Annotated in this window: 16 protein-coding genes; 15 read left to right on the forward strand and 1 reads right to left on the reverse strand. The window is 50.1% G+C overall.

Going from position 1 to position 21,300, the window contains the following annotated elements:
- Positions 1-160: 160 nt before the first annotated feature.
- The gene (locus tag NSQ55_RS01845) at positions 161-1,072 is read right to left on the reverse strand and encodes an AraC family transcriptional regulator (protein WP_076307958.1); all 912 of its coding nucleotides are present in this window, start codon (positions 1,070-1,072) and stop codon (positions 161-163) included.
- Positions 1,073-1,262: 190 nt separating this feature from the next.
- Between NSQ55_RS01845 and NSQ55_RS01850 the strand changes: the two genes are divergently transcribed.
- The 15 genes from NSQ55_RS01850 (at position 1,263) to NSQ55_RS01920 (ending at position 21,225) form a co-directional block, all read left to right on the forward strand.
- Positions 1,263-2,378 carry a glycoside hydrolase family 88 protein gene (locus NSQ55_RS01850; protein WP_339170881.1) on the forward strand — a complete coding sequence of 372 codons (1,116 nt, stop codon included), beginning with the start codon at positions 1,263-1,265 and terminating at the stop codon, positions 2,376-2,378.
- A gap of 127 nt (positions 2,379-2,505) precedes the next feature.
- Positions 2,506-3,552, forward strand: a complete 1,047-nt coding sequence (gene iolG / locus NSQ55_RS01855; RefSeq protein WP_076278932.1) for an inositol 2-dehydrogenase — start codon at positions 2,506-2,508, stop codon at positions 3,550-3,552.
- Positions 3,553-3,590: 38 nt separating this feature from the next.
- On the forward strand, positions 3,591-4,421 hold the full coding sequence (iolB, locus tag NSQ55_RS01860) for a 5-deoxy-glucuronate isomerase (RefSeq protein ID WP_076219003.1): 831 nt from the start codon (positions 3,591-3,593) through the stop codon (positions 4,419-4,421).
- Between the two features lie 181 nt (positions 4,422-4,602).
- A complete protein-coding gene (locus NSQ55_RS01865) occupies positions 4,603-5,613 on the forward strand; it encodes a LacI family DNA-binding transcriptional regulator (protein ID WP_076185622.1) in 1,011 nt (336 codons plus the stop codon).
- 263 nt (positions 5,614-5,876) lie between these two features.
- Positions 5,877-6,887 carry a 5-dehydro-2-deoxygluconokinase gene (gene iolC / locus NSQ55_RS01870; protein ID WP_248549135.1) on the forward strand — a complete coding sequence of 337 codons (1,011 nt, stop codon included), beginning with the start codon at positions 5,877-5,879 and terminating at the stop codon, positions 6,885-6,887.
- A gap of 109 nt (positions 6,888-6,996) precedes the next feature.
- Positions 6,997-8,457 carry a CoA-acylating methylmalonate-semialdehyde dehydrogenase gene (locus NSQ55_RS01875; protein WP_248549134.1) on the forward strand — a complete coding sequence of 487 codons (1,461 nt, stop codon included), beginning with the start codon at positions 6,997-6,999 and terminating at the stop codon, positions 8,455-8,457.
- 26 nt (positions 8,458-8,483) lie between these two features.
- On the forward strand, positions 8,484-10,448 hold the full coding sequence (iolD, locus tag NSQ55_RS01880; protein ID WP_339170887.1) for a 3D-(3,5/4)-trihydroxycyclohexane-1,2-dione acylhydrolase (decyclizing): 1,965 nt from the start codon (positions 8,484-8,486) through the stop codon (positions 10,446-10,448).
- A 39-nt stretch (positions 10,449-10,487) separates the two neighbouring features.
- Positions 10,488-11,384, forward strand: coding sequence for a myo-inosose-2 dehydratase (iolE, locus tag NSQ55_RS01885; RefSeq protein WP_076302365.1), 897 nt, complete (start codon positions 10,488-10,490; stop codon positions 11,382-11,384).
- Between the two features lie 281 nt (positions 11,385-11,665).
- A complete protein-coding gene (locus NSQ55_RS01890) occupies positions 11,666-13,915 on the forward strand; it encodes a helix-turn-helix domain-containing protein (protein WP_248549132.1) in 2,250 nt (749 codons plus the stop codon).
- Positions 13,916-14,291: 376 nt separating this feature from the next.
- Positions 14,292-15,902, forward strand: coding sequence for an extracellular solute-binding protein (locus tag NSQ55_RS01895; RefSeq protein WP_076124659.1), 1,611 nt, complete (start codon positions 14,292-14,294; stop codon positions 15,900-15,902).
- Between the two features lie 74 nt (positions 15,903-15,976).
- On the forward strand, positions 15,977-16,879 hold the full coding sequence (locus NSQ55_RS01900; protein ID WP_038568353.1) for an ABC transporter permease subunit: 903 nt from the start codon (positions 15,977-15,979) through the stop codon (positions 16,877-16,879).
- A gap of 25 nt (positions 16,880-16,904) precedes the next feature.
- Positions 16,905-17,777, forward strand: coding sequence for a carbohydrate ABC transporter permease (locus NSQ55_RS01905; protein WP_038568356.1), 873 nt, complete (start codon positions 16,905-16,907; stop codon positions 17,775-17,777).
- 34 nt (positions 17,778-17,811) lie between these two features.
- Complete coding sequence (locus NSQ55_RS01910; RefSeq protein WP_248549131.1) at positions 17,812-18,762, forward strand: TIM barrel protein; 951 nt, start codon at positions 17,812-17,814, stop codon at positions 18,760-18,762.
- Complete coding sequence (locus NSQ55_RS01915; RefSeq protein WP_076185634.1) at positions 18,762-19,424, forward strand: hypothetical protein; 663 nt, start codon at positions 18,762-18,764, stop codon at positions 19,422-19,424. Before NSQ55_RS01910 ends, NSQ55_RS01915 begins: the two co-directional genes overlap by 1 nt.
- Positions 19,425-19,476: 52 nt before the next feature.
- Positions 19,477-21,225 (forward strand): hypothetical protein, encoded by a 1,749-nt coding sequence (locus NSQ55_RS01920; RefSeq protein WP_076306525.1) that lies wholly within the window; start codon positions 19,477-19,479, stop codon positions 21,223-21,225.
- Positions 21,226-21,300 lie beyond the last annotated feature (75 nt).

Consider the following 21,300-nt stretch of genomic DNA (forward strand, 5'->3'; position numbering starts at 1 on the left):
AACATGTGTGTGCCTGCACCATCGCTTTTGCTATCCCTTTCCCTTCGGCTCTCTTTTGCGTCTAAACATTGCCTCTGTTACTGCTCAATATAGTTACTTAGAGGGTAGATAGATTTGTCGGACGCACAGCGGATTTTTTGTAACTAGGTAAGCAAGTACATCAATAGGAAAATGTGGTCGAAGCAGTGTTGGATATGACCTGATTCTTGCGGAACTCGGATGGGGACATCCCGCTAAGTTTATTGAATATGCGGTTGAACTGGGAGAAGCTGTTGAATCCGCATTGCCCGGCGATCTCGGAAATCTTCAGGCGGGTGTAGATCAGCGATTGCTGGGCATTACGGACCCGGGTCATCTGAATATATTCTGTCAGCGTGGAGCCGGTAATTAACTTAAATTGGTGTGATAAGTAATAGGAGCTGATAAAGAACTCTTTAGCGAGGAAATCAAGGGACAACTCGCTGTTGTAATGGCTATGGATGTATGCGGTGATCGAGTAGATTTTTTGCATAATGGCATTTCCGATCTCCTCTGGGACATAGCTGTTCTGGTCTCTACGCTGGTATAAAGCACAGAGGAACTGTTGGAAAAGGCTGTGAATCAGTACTGGATTTAACGGTGAAGTGCTGTGTGATAAGGTGAAGATAGCGTTAAGAGGATCAAATACGGCTTTGCGCAACTCTTTTGGCAAACGGTAGATCGGTATTTCTTCCCAAAATGAGAGAAACATACTTTTGTAAGCGTTCTCTAAACCGGGTATATCCTTGGGCATGGCGAAGTTTATGATCAGCCGCTTAAACGGCGGCCCTTCCGGATATTGTGTCTTATGCATCCGATAAGGACGCAGGAGCACGATGTCATACTGCTGGAGGGCGCAGACATTCCCATCGATAATATGAGTGGCTCGGGAATCCATTAAGATATGAATCTCGTAAAAATCATGAAAATGCTGAAACTCCATATTGATATCATGAGAACGCTGGTCATAATCAAAATAATAAAAAAGGGGGTCAACGGGCGTGTTGATACGTACGCTATACCCTTGTTCGTACAGTAAGTCGCTTTCAAGCAAATGCTCTCACCGCCTTATTCTGTAATATGCACTTATTATAGGTTCAGAAAAGCAAGATTTGCAATATATGAGGGTTATTACAGCAAATATAAAGTAGTTTTTGTATGGAATGGTTTGATATATTACGGGTGAATGGAACTATCCAACATGAGGGAAGACCCAAAATAGCAGGCGAAGGGGCGGGAAACAGATGAACAACAGCCGGATTAGTAAAGTTGAGATCATTGAAAAGCTGAACCGCGTGACGGATAAGCTGCTGAAGCTGGAGCGGCCGGAAAACGAAGCCGAACTGCAAAATTTAGGGGAGGATGCGGGACGAAGGGGGTATTTTGCCCGTGATTTTGGCATGGAGGAATGGGATTGGCCGCAGGGAGTGGGGCTTTACGGACTTCAAAAGCTTGAGCAGCATTTCAAGGATGAGCGTTATCAAGAATATGCCAAGCCTTGGATGAGCAAGCAACTGGGCAAGGGACTGCCGAGCCGGAATATCAATACAACAGCGCCGTTGCTGTCATTAATGGAACTGGAGGAAGCGGAGGAATTAAGCCTGGAATGGGTGCAGTGGTTGATGCATGACCTGCCGCGGACGGAGGAGTCTGGTTATCAGCATGTCACAACAGGAGCGAGCAAGGATGAAGTTACGCTCAATGATAATGAAATCTGGATTGATACGTTATTTATGGCTATTTTGTTCACGGCAAAAATGGGTGTGAAATACGATAATTCCGCATGGCGGCAAGCGTCGCTTTACCAACTGTTGCTGCATATCAAATACCTGTATGATAAAAAGACGGGGCTGTTTTTTCATGGCTGGCATTTTGGCGGCCGGCATAATTTCAGTGGAGCCTTCTGGTGCCGGGGCAATAGCTGGTTTACACTCGGTCTGCCAGAATACCTGGAGTTGATGGGGCCGTATCTGGACAGTGGAGTGTTTGAATATCTTCAACAGATCCTGAACGCACAGGCAACAGCTTTATTAGCCTGCCAGAGCGGAGACGGATTATGGCATACGCTGCTAGACGACTCTAGCAGTTATACTGAAACGTCAGGCTCAGCAGCTATCGCAGCGGGTATTTTGCATAGCGTACGCAGGGGGTTGTTGCCGGAATCGTATGCAAATCATGCCCTGAAAGCGATCCGGGCGGTGCTGGACAGAATTGACGATGAAGGCACGGTGCTTGGTGTATCCGGCGGCACTCCGATTGGTGCTGCAAAAGAAGATTATAAGGAAATCATTATTGCCCCTATGGCCTACGGACAGGCCATGGTTTTAGTCGCACTAGGTGAAGCGTTACATTACTGTTGAGGAGGAGTAGATAGCTAAGGAGAGAGTTAAAAAAGCTGGAGAAATATTTGCTTGTAACTTCACTTGTGCTTGGAGTATACTATTTTCGGGATGGTTAAGCGCTTACCTCGAAGGAGGATAAGCAAACATGGTAAATCCGATCGTAGTTGGCATTATTGGGGCAGGCAGAATTGGCCGGCTTCATGCAGATAATCTGCGTGTGATGCCGTCGTTTAAGTTGAAATCCATTGCGGAGGCTGTGGTAAGTGAGGAATTGCTGGTCTGGGCAGAGAGCCGGAATCTTGGCTCTGCATTTGTGAATGGGCAAGACATTCTGAATGACCCTGAAATCGAGGCTGTGTTTATCTGCACACCTACGGATACCCACGCCTCTTGGATTGAGCTAGCAGCCCGGGCTGGAAAACATATTTTCTGTGAAAAGCCGATCAGCCTGTCGTCAGAGTTTACCCACCAGGCACTGAAGATAGTGGAGGATGAGGGTGTATTGCTACAGGTCGGCTTCAACCGGCGAATGGACCCTAGCTTCCGCAAACTTAAGCAACTGGTTCAATCAGGAGAGCTAGGCAGTCCACATATTGTGAAGATCACATCACGTGATCCGCAGCCTCCGGGTGAGGCTTATGTGCGGTCTTCCGGCGGGATGTTTATGGATATGACGATTCACGATTTTGATATGGCCCGTTATCTGATGGGTGAGGAAGTAACAGAAGTTTATACCCGAGGTGCCAATCTCGTTGATCCGATGTTTGGGCGCTGCGATGATGTGGATACAGCTGTCATCACGCTGACCTTTGCCAGTGGCGCAATCTGCGTCATTGATAACAGCCGTAAGGCTGTATATGGTTATGATCAACGCGTGGAGGTGTTCGGTTCCTGCGGCTCAGCCACCGCCGACAACTGCCGTCCAACAACTGTAGAGGTTTCAACCGCTGCTTCGGTCACACGCGATCAGCCGCTTCATTTCTTTCTCGAGCGATATAACCAGGCTTTCGTAGAAGAGGTTGCCGCGTTTGCCCGGGCAATCCGCCTGCAGGAGCCTATCATTTGCAGCGGGCCTGACGGGCAACAGGCGGAACGGATTGCCGAAGCCGCTAAGGAATCCTATCTTACCGGGCTTCCGGTCAAGTTGTCTTCTTGTGCCGGAGAGAGAATATCGGCGACACAAGCTTTGTAAGCGGATGCAGATGCTGAAGATGGGGGAGGTCTGTGAAGATGTCCAATCTAATCATAAAAGCCGGAGCACCCGGCAAAGATGGACTTGTAGCGGCAGTTAGCAAGGAGAGCGCTGGATGGGAGTATGTAGGTTTTGAAGTGTACCAGCTGCAGGTTGGGGATACGCTGAGCCGCAGCGCGGAAGGGAATGAAATCTGTCTGGTGCTGCTGGCGGGCAAGGCGGATGTGAGAGCAGGCGCCCAGTTGTTCGCCGGGATCGGTGAACGTATGTCTGTATTTGAGGATTTGCCGCCGTATGCGGTGTATATTCCGGCGGGAGGGCATTATGAAGTTACGGCCTTGACGGAGCTGGAACTTGCGGTTTGCCTTGCACCAGGAACGGGCAAATATGCGCCGCGTTTGATCGCTCCGTGCGATACTGTGGCCGAAGCCCGCGGTTCTGGCAGTATGTCACGGCGAGTGGTCAACATTTTGCCTGAGCAGAGTGAAGCCGAGAGCCTGCTGGTCGTGGAAGTACGTACGGGTGGCGGCAATTGGTCCAGCTATCCTCCGCACAAGCATGACTGTGACAATCTACCTGCTGAGTCTTACCTGGAAGAGACATACTACCACCGGGTTAACCCGGCTCATGGTTTTGTAGTGCAGCGGGTGTATAATGACGATCGCAGCCTTGATGAGACGATGGCCGTGTCTGACCGCAGTATTGTATTGGTTCCGGAGGGCTATCATCCTGTATCGGCTCCGCCGGGTTATGATTCTTATTATCTCAATGTGATGGCAGGTCCGGTCCGCACATGGGTTTTTCATAATGATCCGGAACATGAATGGCTGTTCGAGATGCAGCAACACCAGAAGGATAAGAAGAAATAGTGTAGCAGCACGCACGAAAAGGGGGCTTCCGCAAGGCGGAGGCTCCTTCTTTGTGTCGATGTATTGACCAAATGATCGCCACAGTAACAGAGTCTCTTGCACCGCTGAATAGACACTGTCAGAAGAGTTCCTTATAATCTAGGTATAGGATTGTACGAACGTAAAGGCGGGCTCACTAACGATGAAACCTACGATATATGATGTGGCACGGGAAGCGGGAGTCTCCATCGCTACGGTGTCCAAGGTGTTGAACAAGAACGGGAGAATTAGCGATAAGACACGGGAGAAGGTTCATCGGATCATGGAGGAGCTGAATTACCAGCCGAGTCTGGTGGCCTCTGCGCTGACGAGTCGCCGAACGGGAACGATCGGGCTGATGATTCCCGATATTTCCAACCCTTTTTTTGCTGAGGCGGCCCGAGGTATTGAGGATTATGCCCAGGAGCAGGGAAGCGACTTGATTGTATGCAGTACAGACCGGGATGATGAGAAGGCGGCCCGGTATATCTCACTGCTCCTGCGCAAACGGGTGGACGGTATAATCATTGCTTCTCATACAGGGAATCCGGATATGGTCCGCCGCCTGCTGGCTGATCACGTACCGCTTGTGTTATTTTCGGCTGATATCCGGATGATGGAGAGCAACAGCGTCACGGTGGATGACTATAAGGGAGGCTATCAGGCGACAGAATATCTGTTGTCGTTGGGCCATCGCAGGCTCGGCATTATCTCTGACAATTTACCGGGGAGTAAGCTGCGCGTGGAAGGCTTTATGGATGCGCTCAAGGCAGCGGGTGTTGGCTTTGACAATCCGGCTAATCTCACGCATACTTCAGCCACGCTGGAGAACGGCCGCAAAGCGGCTGCCGCGATGCTGGCTCAGGCGCAGGAAGACCGGCCGACCGCCATATTCGCCTGCAACGATCTGCTCGCGATTGGGATATTGAAGGAGGCGCGCAGCGCAGGCTTGTCAATACCCCGTGATCTGTCCGTGGTGGGTTTTGACAATACAATGCTGGCTGAAATTTGCCATCCCACCTTGACCAGCATTGCTCAGCCTCTGCGTGAGATGACGGAACAGGCGATGATTCTGCTGAACGAATCTATCGACAATCCCGATAGTCCTAAGCGCAAGATCATGCTGATGCCGGAACTGATAGTCCGCCATTCCACCGGACCGGCACCGCATTAGGAAGACACAAACTCTACAAACGGAGTAAGAACGCCGACTCCTATCTGAAGACCTGTACCTCGCTTAGCGGCGAGGTACAGGTCTTTTCTTTGTTTTTTTCTGGTACATGGGTTCAGTTCCCAACTTCGTTTAAGTTCAGGATTGCCAAACTCCAATTTCTAAACTATACTAATGGAAATTAGGTTAAGCGCTTAACCCATCCCCCGATGATTGTTGTATCTCATTAATCCATTTTACTGAAGTTTTCTCAAGGAGGCGTCATAATGAACGGTTTACAGTTCGATCCTGCACGACCGCTGGATTTAATCGCTGTCGGTCGGCTCTGTATTGACTTGAACGCTAATGAAACCGGAAGACCAATGGAAGAGACACTGACCTTTACCAAATATGTCGGCGGCTCTCCCGCCAATATCGTAATTGGAGCAGCACGGCTAGGGATGCGCACTGGCTTTATCGGTAAGATATCCGATGATCAGATGGGCCGTTTTATCCGAACTTATCTGCAACGGAATGGCATTGACGATAGCCAGGTGCGCGTTGACCAGACCGGTGCAGTGACTGGGCTTGCTTTTACTGAAATAAAGAGTCCTCAGGAGTGCAGCATTCTGATGTACCGGGATCATGTGGCTGATTTGCTGCTGAGTACGGAGGAGATCTCGGAAGAGTATATTCGGAAGTCCAAGGCACTGCTGATCTCAGGTACTGCACTGGCACAAAGTCCGTCCCGTGAGGCTGTGTTTGTCGCTTTGGAGTTCGCCCGCAAGCACAATGTTACTGTATTTTTTGATCTGGATTATCGCCCCTATACTTGGAAGTCAGCCGCAGAAACAGCGGTCTATTATAATCTGGCAGCTGAGAAATGCGATTGTATCATCGGTACCCGTGAGGAATTTAATATGATGGAGAGCCTGTACAATGTGACAGATGCAGATGACGAAGCAACAGTTAACCGCTGGTTCTCGCACCAAGCAAAGCTGGTCGTTATCAAGCGTGGCGGGAGTGGTTCAATCTCCTACACGGCGGATGGGCAGAAGCATCGGAGTGGTATTTTTCCCGCTAAAGTATTGAAGACATTTGGAGCCGGAGATTCTTACGCCTCAGCCTTCATTCACAGTCTAATGCGGGGAGAAAGCGTCGGTGAGGCCATGCGCCGCGGCAGCGCGTCGGCATCCATTGTCATCTCCCGCCACAGCTGTTCGGATGCCATGCCAACCTTGGACGAATTGGAAGCGTTTTTATTGTCTAACGAGGAAATCACTTCAGGTGCAGAGTAAGTAGGCGAGGTTTGAGAGGACACAACTCAAACAACCCCAGATCGAATAGCTATGCAAGATTAGATTAGATTCGCGGGATCGCATTAATAGAGATGAAGGAGTGAGTAGAATGGCACAGCAAACCGTGCAAGTGCTGAACAACTATATTGACGGGCAGTGGGTAGAGGCGGCTGCGGAGAAGACAGAAACGGTATACAATCCAGCGTCTGGAGAGGAGATGGCAAGGGTTCCGCTGTCCAGCAGAGTCGATGTTGATCGGGCGGTGGCTGCGGCAAAGGCGGCTTTTGCAGGCTGGTCCAAGACACCGGTACCGCGCAGAGCGCGGATCTTGTTCAAATATCAGCAGCTGCTGGTGGACCATTGGGATGAACTGGCGAAGACGATCACGCTGGAGAATGGAAAAAGCTTCAAAGAGGCCTACGGAGAGGTGCAGCGCGGCATTGAGTGTGTGGAATTTGCGGCAGGTGCGCCGACGCTGATGATGGGCCGGCAGTTGCCCGACATCGCGACAGGCATCGAGTCTGGGATGTATCGCTATCCCATCGGTGTAGTCGGCGGGATCACACCGTTTAATTTTCCAATGATGGTGCCTTGCTGGATGTTCCCGTTGGCCATCGCCTGTGGGAATACCTTTGTGCTGAAGCCCTCCGAACGCACACCGCTGCTGGCAGCACGTTTGGTCGAATTGTTAGAGGAAGCCGGGCTTCCGAAAGGTGTGCTCAATCTGGTTAACGGTGCGCATGAGGTGGTAAACGGCCTGCTGGAGCATCCTGATGTGAAGGCGATTTCCTTCGTTGGCTCACAGCCGGTGGCCGAATATGTCTACAAGAAGGGAACGGCGTGTTTGAAGCGGGTTCAGGCGTTGGCAGGGGCGAAAAATCATTCTATTGTGTTGGCAGACGCAAATCTTGAGGCTTCAGCAACACAGATTGTCAACGCAGCCTTCGGCTCGGCGGGAGAGCGCTGTATGGCTTGCTCCGTGGTAACGGTGCAGGAAGAGGTTGCTGATGAGCTGATCTCCATCCTCCTGCGTGAATGTGAGCAGATGACCATCGGCAATGGTTTGGACGACGACACGTTTCTTGGGCCGGTTATCCGCCAAAGTCATAAAGACAAAACGGTCGCTTATATTGAACAAGGCATGGCCGAGGGCGCTAAGTTGCTAAGAGACGGCCGGGCGGATGCTGCGGTGCAGGGACAGGGTTATTTTATCGGCCCAACGTTGTTTGATGGAGTGACCCGGGAAATGAAAATCTGGCAGGAGGAAATTTTCGCGCCTGTCCTGGCAGTGATCCGTGTCAAGGATGTAGAAGAGGCGATTGAAATTGCCAATACCTCTCGTTTTGCCAACGGGGCTTGTATTTTTACGAATGACGGCGGGAAAGTGCGCTATTTCCGGGAAAATATCGAGTCAGGCATGTTGGGTGTCAATGTCGGAGTGCCAGCCCCGATGGCCTTTTTCCCTTTCTCCGGCTGGAAGGATTCCTTCTATGGCGATCTGCATGCGAATGGAAGCGACGGGGTTGAATTTTATACACGCAAAAAAGTCGTCACTGCCCGCTGGCAGTAACAAAAACGGCGAAAGGGAGGTTTCACGTGGATACGATTAGATTAACGACGGCGCAGGCGCTGGTGAAATTTCTGAACCAGCAATATGTGGACTTTGGCAATGGACCGGAGCGTTTTGTACACGGTATATTCACCGTTTTCGGCCATGGCAATGTACTTGGACTGGGGCAGGCACTTCAGGAAGCGCCGGGTGAGATGACGGTCTATCAGGGGAGGAATGAGCAAGGAATGGTGCATGCGGCGACTGCCTTTGCCAAGCAGAGCCGCAGACGGCGAATCATGGCCTGCACCGCTTCGGTAGGACCGGGTTCAGCTAATATGCTGACAGCCGCTGCCACTGCTACGGCGAATCAGATTCCCGTGCTGCTGCTCCCCGGCGATACCTTTGCCACCCGTCAACCGGATCCGGTACTTCAGCAAATGGAGCATACCTACAATCTGTCGATAACGGTCAACGATGCCTTCAAAGCGGTGAGCAAATATTGGGACCGGATTTATCGGCCAGAGCAGCTGATGACGGCATTGCTGAACGCGATGCGTGTGCTGACTGATCAGGCAGATACCGGGGCAGTTACGATTGCGCTGCCGCAGGATGTGCAAGGGGAGGCCTGGGACTACCCACTTGAGTTCTTCCGCAAGCGCATCCATCGGATCGTTTCCCGTACTCCGCATCCGGATGAGCTTGCTGCAGCAGCTGATCTTATTGCCAGCAAACAGCGACCTCTGCTGGTCTGTGGGGGTGGAGTCCGATATGCGGATGCAGGGACGGAATTACGTGCGTTTGCGGAGAAGTTCGCCATCCCATTCGGTGAGACACAAGCCGGAAAAAGTGCCGTGGCAAGCGACTGTGCCTACAATCTCGGTGGCATAGGAGTTACCGGGAATGGCTGTGCTAATACGTTGGCCGCAGAAGCGGATCTGGTGATCGGTGTGGGTACCCGGTTTACGGACTTCACGACAGGTTCGAAGAGTTTGTTCGCCCATCCCGAGGTGGAGTTCCTGACAATTAACGCTTCCCTTTACCATGCCTCCAAGCTGGATGCACTGGCTGTGGTCTGTGATGCTGCCGAAGGTCTTAGAGCGCTGTCTGCTACGTTGGAGGAGCGCGGTTACCGCACCGCTTATACAGATGAAATTGTAGTGGCAAAAAAGGCATGGGAAGTGGAAAGAAAGCGTCTATCTGACGTGGAGTATACGGTGAATCAGGAGGCAGATCGTCCAGATCGTTCTTCAGTTTCCTTCGTGCCGGAAGTTGCCGGACATCTTGACGAGAAGCTATCTGAATATGCGGCGAAGTTGAACACTTCGCTGGCGCAAACACAGGTACTCGGGATCCTCAATGAATATCTTCCGAAAGACGCCATTGTGATAGGGGCCGCAGGCAGCTTACCGGGCGACATGCAGCGGATGTGGAATTCCACTGTGCCGGATACTTACCATATGGAATATGGCTTTTCGTGTATGGGGTATGAAATCTCCGGTGCACTCGGTGTGAAATTGGCGGAGCCGGACCGGGAGGTATATGCATTGGTGGGCGATGGCAGCTATCAAATGCTGCATTCGGAACTAGTGACGAGCCTTCAGGAGAACAAGAAGATCAACGTCATTCTGCTGGATAACATGGGGTTCGGCTGCATCAACAACCTGCAGATGGAGCAAGGACTGGATAGCATGGCGACTGAATTCCGCTACCGGGGCCCGGAAGGTCAGCTGAGCGGCGAACTGATAGGCATAGATTATGCAGCAAGTGCCGCGGGATATGGAGTGAAGACCTTTCGTGCGTCAACGGTTGAGCAGCTGCGTGACGCTTTGAGGGAGGCTCAGCTGCAGGATCGTTCCACCCTAATTGACATTAAGGTGCTGCCCAAGACAATGACACATGGTTACGGAGCCTGGTGGAATGTTGGTGTTCCAGAAGTGTCCGGCAGTGAAGCCGTTCGGGCTGCCCACGAGCAGAAGCTTGAACAGCTTGGAAAGGCCCGCAGTTATTAGTATTAGTAATACTGTGAAACGGAAGGGGTAGAATCGATGATGTTCAAAGAACATGCGGTCAAGCTGGCGATTGCTCCTATCGCTTGGACTAATGATGATATGCCTGAACTGGGAAAAGACAATACCTTTGAACAGTGCATTAGCGAAATGGCGCTTGCCGGGTTTCAGGGAAGCGAGGTGGGCAACAAGTATCCACGCTCTCCGGAACGGCTGCGCCGGGCACTTGAGCTTCGTGGACTTGAGATTGCCAGCGCTTGGTTCAGCGCGTATCTGACTGTGCGGCCATATGAGGAGACAGTGGAGGCTTTTTGCGCGCATCGTGATTTTTTATATGAGATGGGTGCGAAGGTGATTGTCGTCTCAGAGCAAGGGCGGAGTATTCAGGGACAAATGGATACGCCGCTATTTGCTAATAAACCTGTATTCACAGAAGCGGAGTGGGCCGCACTTGCCGATGGACTGGGTGGGCTTGGCCGGCTGGCTGCTGAAAAAGGTATGGCGCTTGTATACCATCATCATATGGGGACAGGGGTGCAGACTGGGGCCGAAATTGCTAAGCTAATGGAGCTCACGGAACCGGAAGAGGTGTCTCTGCTGTTCGATACCGGGCATCTAGCCTTTGCGGGTGAGAATCCCTTAGAGGTACTGCGCATCCATTTACCTCGGATTAAACATGTCCATTTGAAGGATATACGTCCGGAGGTTGTTCAGCGTGTGCTGCGGGATCAGCTCAGTTTTCTCCAGGCTGTAAAAACGGGCGCATTCACCGTACCTGGCGATGGATGTATATCCTTTGCGGAGATTTTCAGCGAATTGGCAAGTTACTCTTATACGGGATGGTTTGTAGTGGAAGCGGAGCAGGATCCGGCACTTGCCGATCCGCTGGAATATGCGATCAAGGCGCGCCGTTATATCAGAGATCTGAGTGGTTTATAGGCCGAGGAGGGCTACAACTTGGTGCTTGGCGGCTGCTCGGACAGATTTATATGCGGGGGTTCACGGCTATGGCTGTGCGCACCTCGCCTTTTTAATGAGCAGGTGTAAAATACGAATGGCTTCGTTGGTCGGGCTCATGTTGTATGTGTTATAATGGCAGCAAATTAGGCGGAAGAGTTTCCATTTCCATGATGGTGCAGCCAAATATCTATGAACTACTCGTGCATTAACGGCTGAACCGTGGCCGGGTATCCTAACGGTTGTACAGAGGGGGTTATCTATTGTTCCGTTCCTGGTATCGCCGATTGCTGCTGTCCTATTTTCCTATTTTTTTGCTTACTGTGACGATACTGATTTTTGCCTCTTTTGTATTTATTAATGATATTTCACGAATGGAAACCAAAAAAGCGGACCGTATCACCGCCAGCTATCTTATGGATAATGTGGACCGAACGATCAAGGAAGCTGAATTGTCAGTGCTGGAGGCTGCTGAACGCAGCGATGCTTATAAACGTTATTTTAACAATCAAGGCCAGATTGATATGGCGACCGTCTACGCTGTTGCCCAGAATCTACGCAATTTGACGCGTGAATCGCCCTATATTCAGTCCATCTATCTTTATGACAAGAGAAATGAAAGCGTTTTAACAGAAACTGGATTAAAGGACCTTTCAGGATTTGTAGACGAGGATTGGATTGGCCGCATCACCTCCGGCTCTTTATCGGAAGGCTGGCAGCCTGTTAGGGAATACAAAGATGAATTTCAGCGTACGTCTATACGTGTGCTTACCATAAATAAAGGTATGCCGCTGCCCTTCGGCTCGGAGGGAGTGCTCGTAATCAATCTCAAAATGAGCGGAATGGAACAGATCGTCGACGGTATGGTCAACGAACAGTTGTCCTTTCTGACCATCTTTGGCGCAGATGGACAGGTGGTCTATCAGGCTCATTCGGACAGTGAAGGTGCCAAGAATGGGAAGCAGTTGAACACTTTATATATGGAAAGGCTTGGCTGGACGTTTTCCAGCGGGATCAAAACGGGCAGTCTATTCAGCTGGGTGTCAGTGATTTCTTACCTTTGGGTAGCTATTGCCTTAGGTACGGTTGTGTGCGCGATTTTTTACCTTATCTATGTTACGCGGCGGAACTATAAGCCGATTCAGGTGATTATGAACCGGATTGAAGGCCATCAAATTCGCAAGCTGGACCAATCCAGCGACAGACCGGACGAAATGATGCTCATTGACGGGGTGCTGGAAGATCTAATCAACCATATGACGGATTATGATAAGAAAAGCAGAGAGAATTTGCTGTTACAGCGCAGCAAGCTTTTCAACGATCTCTTGCAAAGCGAGCGGTTGGACAATGTCGTCCAGCGGATGGAAGAGCTGTCGCCGCTCTCCGGAGCTCATTCCACATCCCGCTTTATGGTTGTGCTAAGCGAAATCAACCGCTACGACAAGGTTTTTCAAGATCGTTATACAAGGGGCGATCAGAACACGCTTAAATTTGCCCTGATGAATGTCTTTCAAGAATTGGCGCGGAGTGCGGAATTGCAAGCTTGGGCGGAGTGGATTGGGACTGACCGGGCGGCAATTCTCTTCCTGACCACAGGAAGTGATGAAGAGATGGCAGAGAAAATCCGTGTGTTCGCTGAGGACTGCCGCACCTGGGTGGAGCAGAACTTACGCCTCTCCTTAAGCTTCGCTATCGGGCCAGTGGCGGCTGGGCCAGGGGAGATCCGGGATTCCTATGCGGCAGCGGAGAATGTGATGCAGCACAAGCTTTTAATGCACGAAGACATCGCTTTAACGGAATTTGGAGAAACGCGCCAGCCGCTTCTTGAGACATTCAAGTATCTACAAATGATTGCCGAGTTTGTTAAGCAGTTCCGGATGTCGAGCGGCCAATGGCGGGAACTGCTGGAAGGTGTTTTTGATGGTTTTAAACAGGATTATTTACAAGATGATGATATTCGCTCTCTAATTCAGGCCATGCTACAGATGCTGAGCCGGGAAGTGGCTGTCATGTCTGAGCAGCTGCAGGATGAGCTGTCAGCAGAAAATGCGGAGAAGCAGCTGAAGCGGCTGGAAGAGGCAGAATCCATAGATGAAATGAAGGGGATTTTGTTTGAGTATTTGACTGATTTATTCCGCACTTATGTTTCTGTCAGTGAAACTAAAAGCTACCGGGCGATGGTAACCGAGATGAAGAATTATATTGAAGAGAATTTTACAAATCCCGATCTTTCCCTAAAGCATTTGAGCGACCGGTTTCAGGTATCCGGCAAATATGCCAGCTATCTATTTAAAACAGAATTTAAAATGAAATTTGTTGATTTTCTTACAGAGCTACGCATGAAGGAAGCCGAAAAGCTTTTAGTGGAAACGGAATGTTCGCTGCAGGATATCGCACTCCAGGTGGGATATGCGAATGCAATTACATTCGGCAGGGTATTCAAACGAGTATTAGGAATCACGCCGGGTGACTACCGTTCTTTAAAGCGCGGGCGCGGGACCTCCAGACTATAGCTGCCGACTTTATTAATCCAATAGCACGTGAACAATAGTTTTTATAACCGCATCTGTGCACGCCAACCTCTATGATGAGGGCGCGAACACCGATGCGGTCTTTATTTTCACACTTTTGAAAGCGGTTTATTCTACGAAAATGGTTGTATGGATAAACCGGAAGTCCGATTTTGCTGGGATATGAGCATCCGAAAGAGGTTTATTGTCAGACTGCCGGAATTCATGAAATACTGTGGGCATCCAGAACAACAAGCGACCCAGTAGCACGGCAGTAAAAAGCATCACGTGATATGGATTCCGCTGGGGATGGATAGAGTTAAGGCTAGGGGATCATAAATACACCATTAAAGCCTGCAAGGGCGAAGGGGATGGAAAAATGACAGTGAACGTACATCAAGGAGTTCTGAAGAAAGCAATCGGGATCGGATTAACCGCAATAATGGGCGTTTCTCTGCTAGCAGGCTGTTCCAATGATTCTAAAAACAACACAGCATCCGAGGGTGCCCCAGCCGGCGAAAGTGCCAAGCGCGTTACATTAAAGGTGGAAGTGTTTGACCGCGGCAACAGCCCAGCCCCTCATACCATTACCAATAACTACTTAACTAAACTAGTGCAGGAAAAGTTCGGAGATCCGAATAACATTGATGTAGAATTTGTACCTATCCAGCGTTCTGAGGAAGTTACCAAGCTGAATGTTTTGATGGCGAGCAATACGGATGTGCCCGATATCGTATTTACGTATGATTCCAGTGTGTTTTATCGGTATGCCCAGCAAGGTGGCTTGACTGATGTCGGAGAAATTCTCGACGAATATGGCCCGAATCTGAAAAAGTTTATTGGCGAGGATACGCTGGCGTTCGGCCAGCTTGAAGGTCAGCAGTATGCGATCCCTGGTAAACGGGCGATCACAGGCCGTTATAGCTCCTACATCCGTCAGGATTGGTTAGATAAATTAGGATTGCCTGTGCCAACGACGACCGATGAGCTGTACACTACTTTGAAAGCGTTTAAAGAAAAGGATCCGGGCAATCTCGGCAGCAAAAACATCCCGATGGGCATGGCACTGGCACCAGCCCAATTCGAGACGTTGATTTTCTCTTTCATGAAGCCGATCAGCGGCGATCTGACCTACAGCCAACGTTATGAGCTGCCGCTGCATGAGGGCTTTAAGGATGCCCTGCAATTTCTCAATAAGCTCTACAATGAAGGGATGATCAGTAAGGACTTCAGTCTGGACGAGGATAAAACACAGTTGGCCAAGGATATCCAAAACGGCAATGTAGGCTACTGGTCGGAGGATGTGGATGTCTTGTTCTATGCCGATGGTACCCTGGATAATCTCTACAAAAATGTAGAGGGAAGCAAGGTGCTGCCGGTAGACGTCTTAACCAACGCCAACGTTGATAACAAGCACATTAAATCCCGGTATGCCTCCAACGGCATGTACATCATGATTCCGAAGAGTAGTAAACGCGCCGTGGAAGCCGTTAAGTATCTCGATTGGATGGCTTCGGATAATAATCTGATTGATATCCAAAATGGCGTTGAAGGTGAAAACTACGACCTGGTAGACGGTATTCCAGTGGCCAAAACAGATGTTTCCCAGGAGTTCGCCGATCGTCTATTTAATGCTGGCGACATGGCCATTATCTCCAACGGCAAAAACATCGGTGATCAGGCCACTAATGAAAAAGCATGGGCGCTGGGCTTCCCGGAACGTAACCGGGAGATGCTGACTCAATCTATCGCTATCGCCAACGCTGACACGGTGGGTCCGCTCGTCTTCGGCAAGCCGATAGAAGCGGAATCGCAATATGGCACAACGCTCAAAGATAAGCTCAACGTAATTATTGTAAAGACGGCAATGGCCAAACCAGAGCAATTTGAAGCGGTTTACGAGCAAGAAATGAAAGATTACATGACTTTGGGCGGAACCAAGCTGAAAGAGGAACTGGAGAAGTCGTTTAAGGAACTTTCGGCTCAATAAACAAATATATAGTGAAAACCGGGGGGAGATGGTGCTGCGCTCCACCCGGTTTTTCTCCTTAGGAGGAAAACGACTTGAGCAAAGCGACATACTTTAGACGGTATTGGCAATTGTACGCGCTGCTTTCGCTGCCTATTATTTATTTCCTGATCTTCCGCTATGGTCCGATGTATGGTGTGCAGATTGCTTTTAAGGATTTCAATTTGTTTCAGGGGATTGGAGGCAGCGAGTGGATTGGCTTTGATGCGTTCCGCGAGGTTTTTGGAATGAGAGAGTTCTACACCACCTTGCGCAATACCTTTATGCTGAATTTTCTGGATTTACTTGTCTCTTTTCCGGCTCCGATTATCCTGGCGATTATGCTGTTCGAAATTCGTTCGGTGTGGTTCAAGAAAATATCGCAGACGATTTTGTATATCCCCCACTTTATTTCCTGGGTGATCATCGGGGGGATCGTATATCAATTGTTCGGCAACCAGTCCGGTATGGTGAACGGTGTGCTGGAGAGCTTAGGCCTTACTCCCATCCCGTTTCTGACTGAAAAAAATCCGTGGCTGATCACTTATTTATTCACAGGCGTCTGGCAAAGTGCCGGTTGGGGGACTATCCTTTATCTGGCGGCGTTAACCGGTGTCAACCGAGAGCTGTTTGAAGCTGCTGAAGTGGATGGAGCGACAAGGCTGAAGAAAATCCGCTACATTACGCTTCCTAGCATAAAACCAACCATCGTGACGCTGCTTATCCTCAATCTGGGAAAGATGGTCAGCATCGGTTTTGACCGCCCTTACATTATCGGTAACACTGCTGTGCGTGAGTATTCTGATGTGCTCAGTACCTTTGTGTACCGGGTGGGTCTAGAATCCGGACAATATACGTTGGCTACTGTAGTCGGATTGTTCCAGGCCGTGGTGGGACTGGTGTTTATTTTTGGCTCCAACTATATTTCGAAAAAAGTGACCGGAGACGGTATTTTATGATAAAGAAAGAAGGAGGCGGAGTGCTATGAGTGAACGTACCTCAAACCGGATATTCGATATCGTCAATATAACGTTTGTTGCCTTGTTCGTCTTGTTCTGCTTGGCTCCGTTTTTGCATGTGATTGCCGTGTCGCTTAGTTCCAACCGGGCAATTACTTCTGGAGAAGTAACGATTTTCCCCATTGAATTGAACTGGAATGCATACATTAATGTTTTTTCCAATAATGCGATGATCCGCTCTCTTGTCTTTACGGTTATTCTGACGTTTGCCACAACGGTGCTGTGTATGCTTTTCACTGTCGCAGCAGCTTATCCGCTGACCAAAAGAAAATTGAAGGGCCGTAAATTTTTTATGTATCTGATCGTTATCACTATGTTTTTCAGCGGCGGTATTATTCCTGAATATTTGTTGATCCGTGATTTGCATTTGATTAATTCGGTCTGGTCGCTTATCCTGCCAGGTCTGGTCAGCCCCTTTAACCTGATTATCCTGATCTCCTTTTTCAATAACATCCCTGCCAGCCTGGAGGAATCGGCCGAAATCGATGGCAGTTCCCATCTTCGTACCCTGATGAGTATTATATTGCCGCTATCCATGCCGGTTATGGCCACATTGGCGCTTTTCTACGCAGTGGGAAGGTGGAACGGCTTTCAGGATTCTTTGATGTATATCAATAATCCGGATTTGTATCCGCTCCAGCTCAAGCTGTTCCAGATGGTGCAGAACAATATGGTATCCGAACTGACACAAATGGAAGGTGCCAACCGGACCCCACTGACACCAGAGAGCCTAAAAGCGGCCACCGTTATCTTTGCAACAGTACCGATCCTTGCCGTATATCCATGGCTGCAGAAATATTTTGTCAGCGGTGTAATGCTTGGTGCCGTAAAAGGTTGAACCGTAAGCTGTAACAAGGGAGGAGAACATAATTATGGAGGACAAAGGCATATTTTCGTTCTCAACTTGCTGGAACATTAAGCGTCATTCCATCGGCAGTGAAATGCTGCGGGAAATCCGCGATCTGGGCTTTCAGCGAGTGGAGCTGAACTATAATGTGACTAAGGAAATGCTGGAAACGATCGAGCCGATGCTTGAGCGGGGGGAGATGGGGATCTCCAGTGTCCACAACACCTTCCCGCATGTGCAGGACTCCGATTATGGCACAGATTCCGTGCTGCTAGGTTTTGAGGATGAGGAGAAGCGGCAGCGGGCGATTGAGCTGCTGATTGGCTCGGCTAAGTACGCTCAGCGTTACGGAGGAGAAGCTGTTGTTGTGCATCCCGGTGAGGTACCCTTTCCAAATGATATCAGCAAAGAGCTGGAGCAGATTTATAACGGAGAGGGTAGAGATTCTAACGCTTATCGCAGCAAATGGGCGGAACTGATGGAGCGGCGGGAAGCCTATAGCGCCGGCTATGTGCAGAAAATTATTGAAAGCCTAGATGAAGTATGTAACCGGGCAGTTTCTGAGGGGCTAAACGTACGCTTTGGTATCGAAACACGTTCCAAACCGCAGCAGATTCCGACGCTTGCGGAAGCCAAAATGATTATTAAGGCGCTAAAAGGATCGCCTGTGGGCATATGGTATGACACCGGGCATGCCATTATGATGGACCGTTTGGGTTTGTACGACAGTGTGGGGGAAATGGAAGGTCTGATGGATGATATTGTAGGTGTTCACATTCATGAGACCATCGGTCTGTCTGATCACTGGTGCCCTTATGTAAACAGCGGGAATATGGAATTCTATGATGCTTATCTGCCGATGATTGAACGGGCGCGGGTCAAGGTGTATGAGTTGAAGGCAGCTTGCCAGCCGGAAGAAATTGCTGAAAGTCATCAGCTGCTTATGGCCAAGTTGGCGCGTAGAGGACAGGTCTGATGTTGAACGATGAAGACCGTAGGTTAGCTATGAAGTATGCTCCGCGCTTATTATTCGATCAGAACGAGCCATTTTTTCCGGTACGTCTCGGTATAACGGTGATGCGGCAGGAGGAGGAGTCTCCTTCCTTCCGGCGCCGTCTAGCTGTGAACCATCCGGATGTGCTGGCCGTTGTGGAATACGCGATTTATTACGATTATGATATTCAGCATTTATATGATCTGGAGCATGTGTGGGTTTACATCGGTAGAGACGGGGAAGTGGTGGATGCAGAAGCGAGCTTTCACGGGAAATTCCTTAAAGCGCTGCTGCGCGGGGGCAGCAATCTAAGCGGGACACGGGTGGACCTCTATGTCCAACCCGGCAAGCATGCTCTTGCCCCGTTCCCTGAAGTCTTTGAGCTGTTACCGGGATTCGCATCCAGTACACAGGATGGAGCAGGTGCGGAGGGTCTGATTTATGGCGACTTTTTTCACGGCATTCTGGCGTCCGATGGAGAAACTGACCGTCTTGTCCACCGTTATCTGCAAACCTGCCGGTTCACGCCTTCCCTGTCCTATTCGTGCTGGGAATATGCGGACCGGGAGGAATTGTTCGTTTCTTGGAATCAACTGTTCACGGAAATTCCTGACCGTATCCGACAAGAGCTGGCGCGGCTTTAGCTCCTGTTACCACCCAGACATTGAGCAGATTGTTAACATGGAGGGAAGTATAATGTACAAGCAACTGGTAGCCAGTAATGATAGAGCGGCAGTGGAGGGATTATCCCGGCAGGTGCTTGATCCGACGAGCCGCTATTATGGAGGGACAATAGATCCGGGTACTGGCGTTGCCTGGGTTAATCATACGACCGGCACACCAACCGATATGTGTTATTGGGGAGCGGCTCTGGTTAACCCGGATTCCGCATTCTACCGTGATGAGCTGCTGCTGGCCCGCCTGCTGCTGGCGACGGAGTTCGTGCTGCGTGCACAACATGAGGATGGCTCGATCTCTCCGGGCTGGACGAACTATCATTCTCCCCCGGATACAGCCTTTGTCATCGTCGGCTATGCTCAGCTATACCAACTGTTGGCGTCGCAGGATTGGGCGCCACTGCAACAGGTGCTTGATAATATGCTCTTGTTTCTTAAGCGAACTATTCCCGTCATGCTTACAGGGGGCTGTCACACGCCGAATCACCGTTGGGTATTGTGTGCAGCACTGGGATTTCTGCATGAACTGTTCGGACTGGAGGAGGCTGTCCAACGGGCGGAACAGTGGTTGGCGGAAGGGATGGATATTACACCTGATGGAGAATGGACGGAGCGCAGCAACGGTATTTATAGTGCGGTCAGCGACATCATGCTGATTCATGCCGCTCGTCTGCTGGATCGGCCGCAGTTGCTGGAGCCAGTTCGTCTGAATTTACACATGATGGTCTATTTGGTGCATCCTAAGGGCGAAGTTGTGACCGATTATTCTGGGCGCCAGGATCTGGGGAGCTTTCACGACCTGTCTCCATATTATTTACCGTACGCTATTCTGGCCCGTTCCGATAAGGAGCCATTGTTTGCGGGGATGGCCGAATGGGCAGGCAGAGCACTGGAAAATCCGGGGGTCTGCTCTGTCAACGTACTTGTACGTATGCTGCTGGAGCCGGAGCTTCAGCAACCTTTTGAAGATTCGGCAGCTCTGCCTGTAAAATATGAGAAAATACTGAACGGCGATTTTCCGCGACACGGCTATCTGCAGGATATGGAGAAGTCCGGCCATCAAGGGCGAATTTACCACAGCCGGCTGCATACTGATTTCGGAGCACCGGTTGCGCGTTACAGGGACGGGAACACTAGCGTGACCTTAATCACGGAGACGCCGTCTTTTTTTGCACTCCGTCACGGTGCCGTCAGGCTGCTTGCAGTGCAACTGGCTTCTTACTTTAATCCGGGCTATGTCCCGATGCAGAAAATGATCAAACTACCTGACGGATACCACCTGTCAGGAGAACAAAAGAAGGGTTATTACGGTCCTGTAGAAGGTGAACTGCTTCCGCAAACATCTGGGGAGCCAGTAAGCCCTTGGTATCTGCTACCGCATCAGAGCCGCGCACTTACGCATGAACAGACATTCCGTGTGGAGACGGAGGTTCAACGCACGGACAGAGGGTGGACCCTCCGGTTGCATGCTGAGGAACCTACAGAGGTTATGACACAGCTGTCTTTTATTTTTGGACGGGAAGGATGTTTCACATCGGGTGAATTGCAGGCTGTCGGAGAGGACCATTATCTCTGGAACGGCGGTAACCTCCGCTATAGTTGTGAAGAGGACTGGATTGAACTGACAGGGGGCGAGCTTGGCCATCTGGCGGCTACGGTGCGTGAGGCGAAGCTACAGGATAACTGCAAGGCGGTGTTGGTCAATTTTATGACCCCGTTCGATAAGACGATTACGATCACTCTATCTCCTTCCATGATAAGAGAGTAACCTTTGCACAATTTACAAATCTAGTAGACTTTGAAGTTACACCTCAGTCTTAGAATAATGAAGCCTTATTAAAAA

Source organism: Paenibacillus sp. FSL H7-0943 (genome assembly GCF_037963265.1).
In the GTDB taxonomy this organism is placed as follows: Bacteria; Bacillota; Bacilli; order Paenibacillales; family Paenibacillaceae; genus Paenibacillus_AQ; species Paenibacillus_AQ odorifer.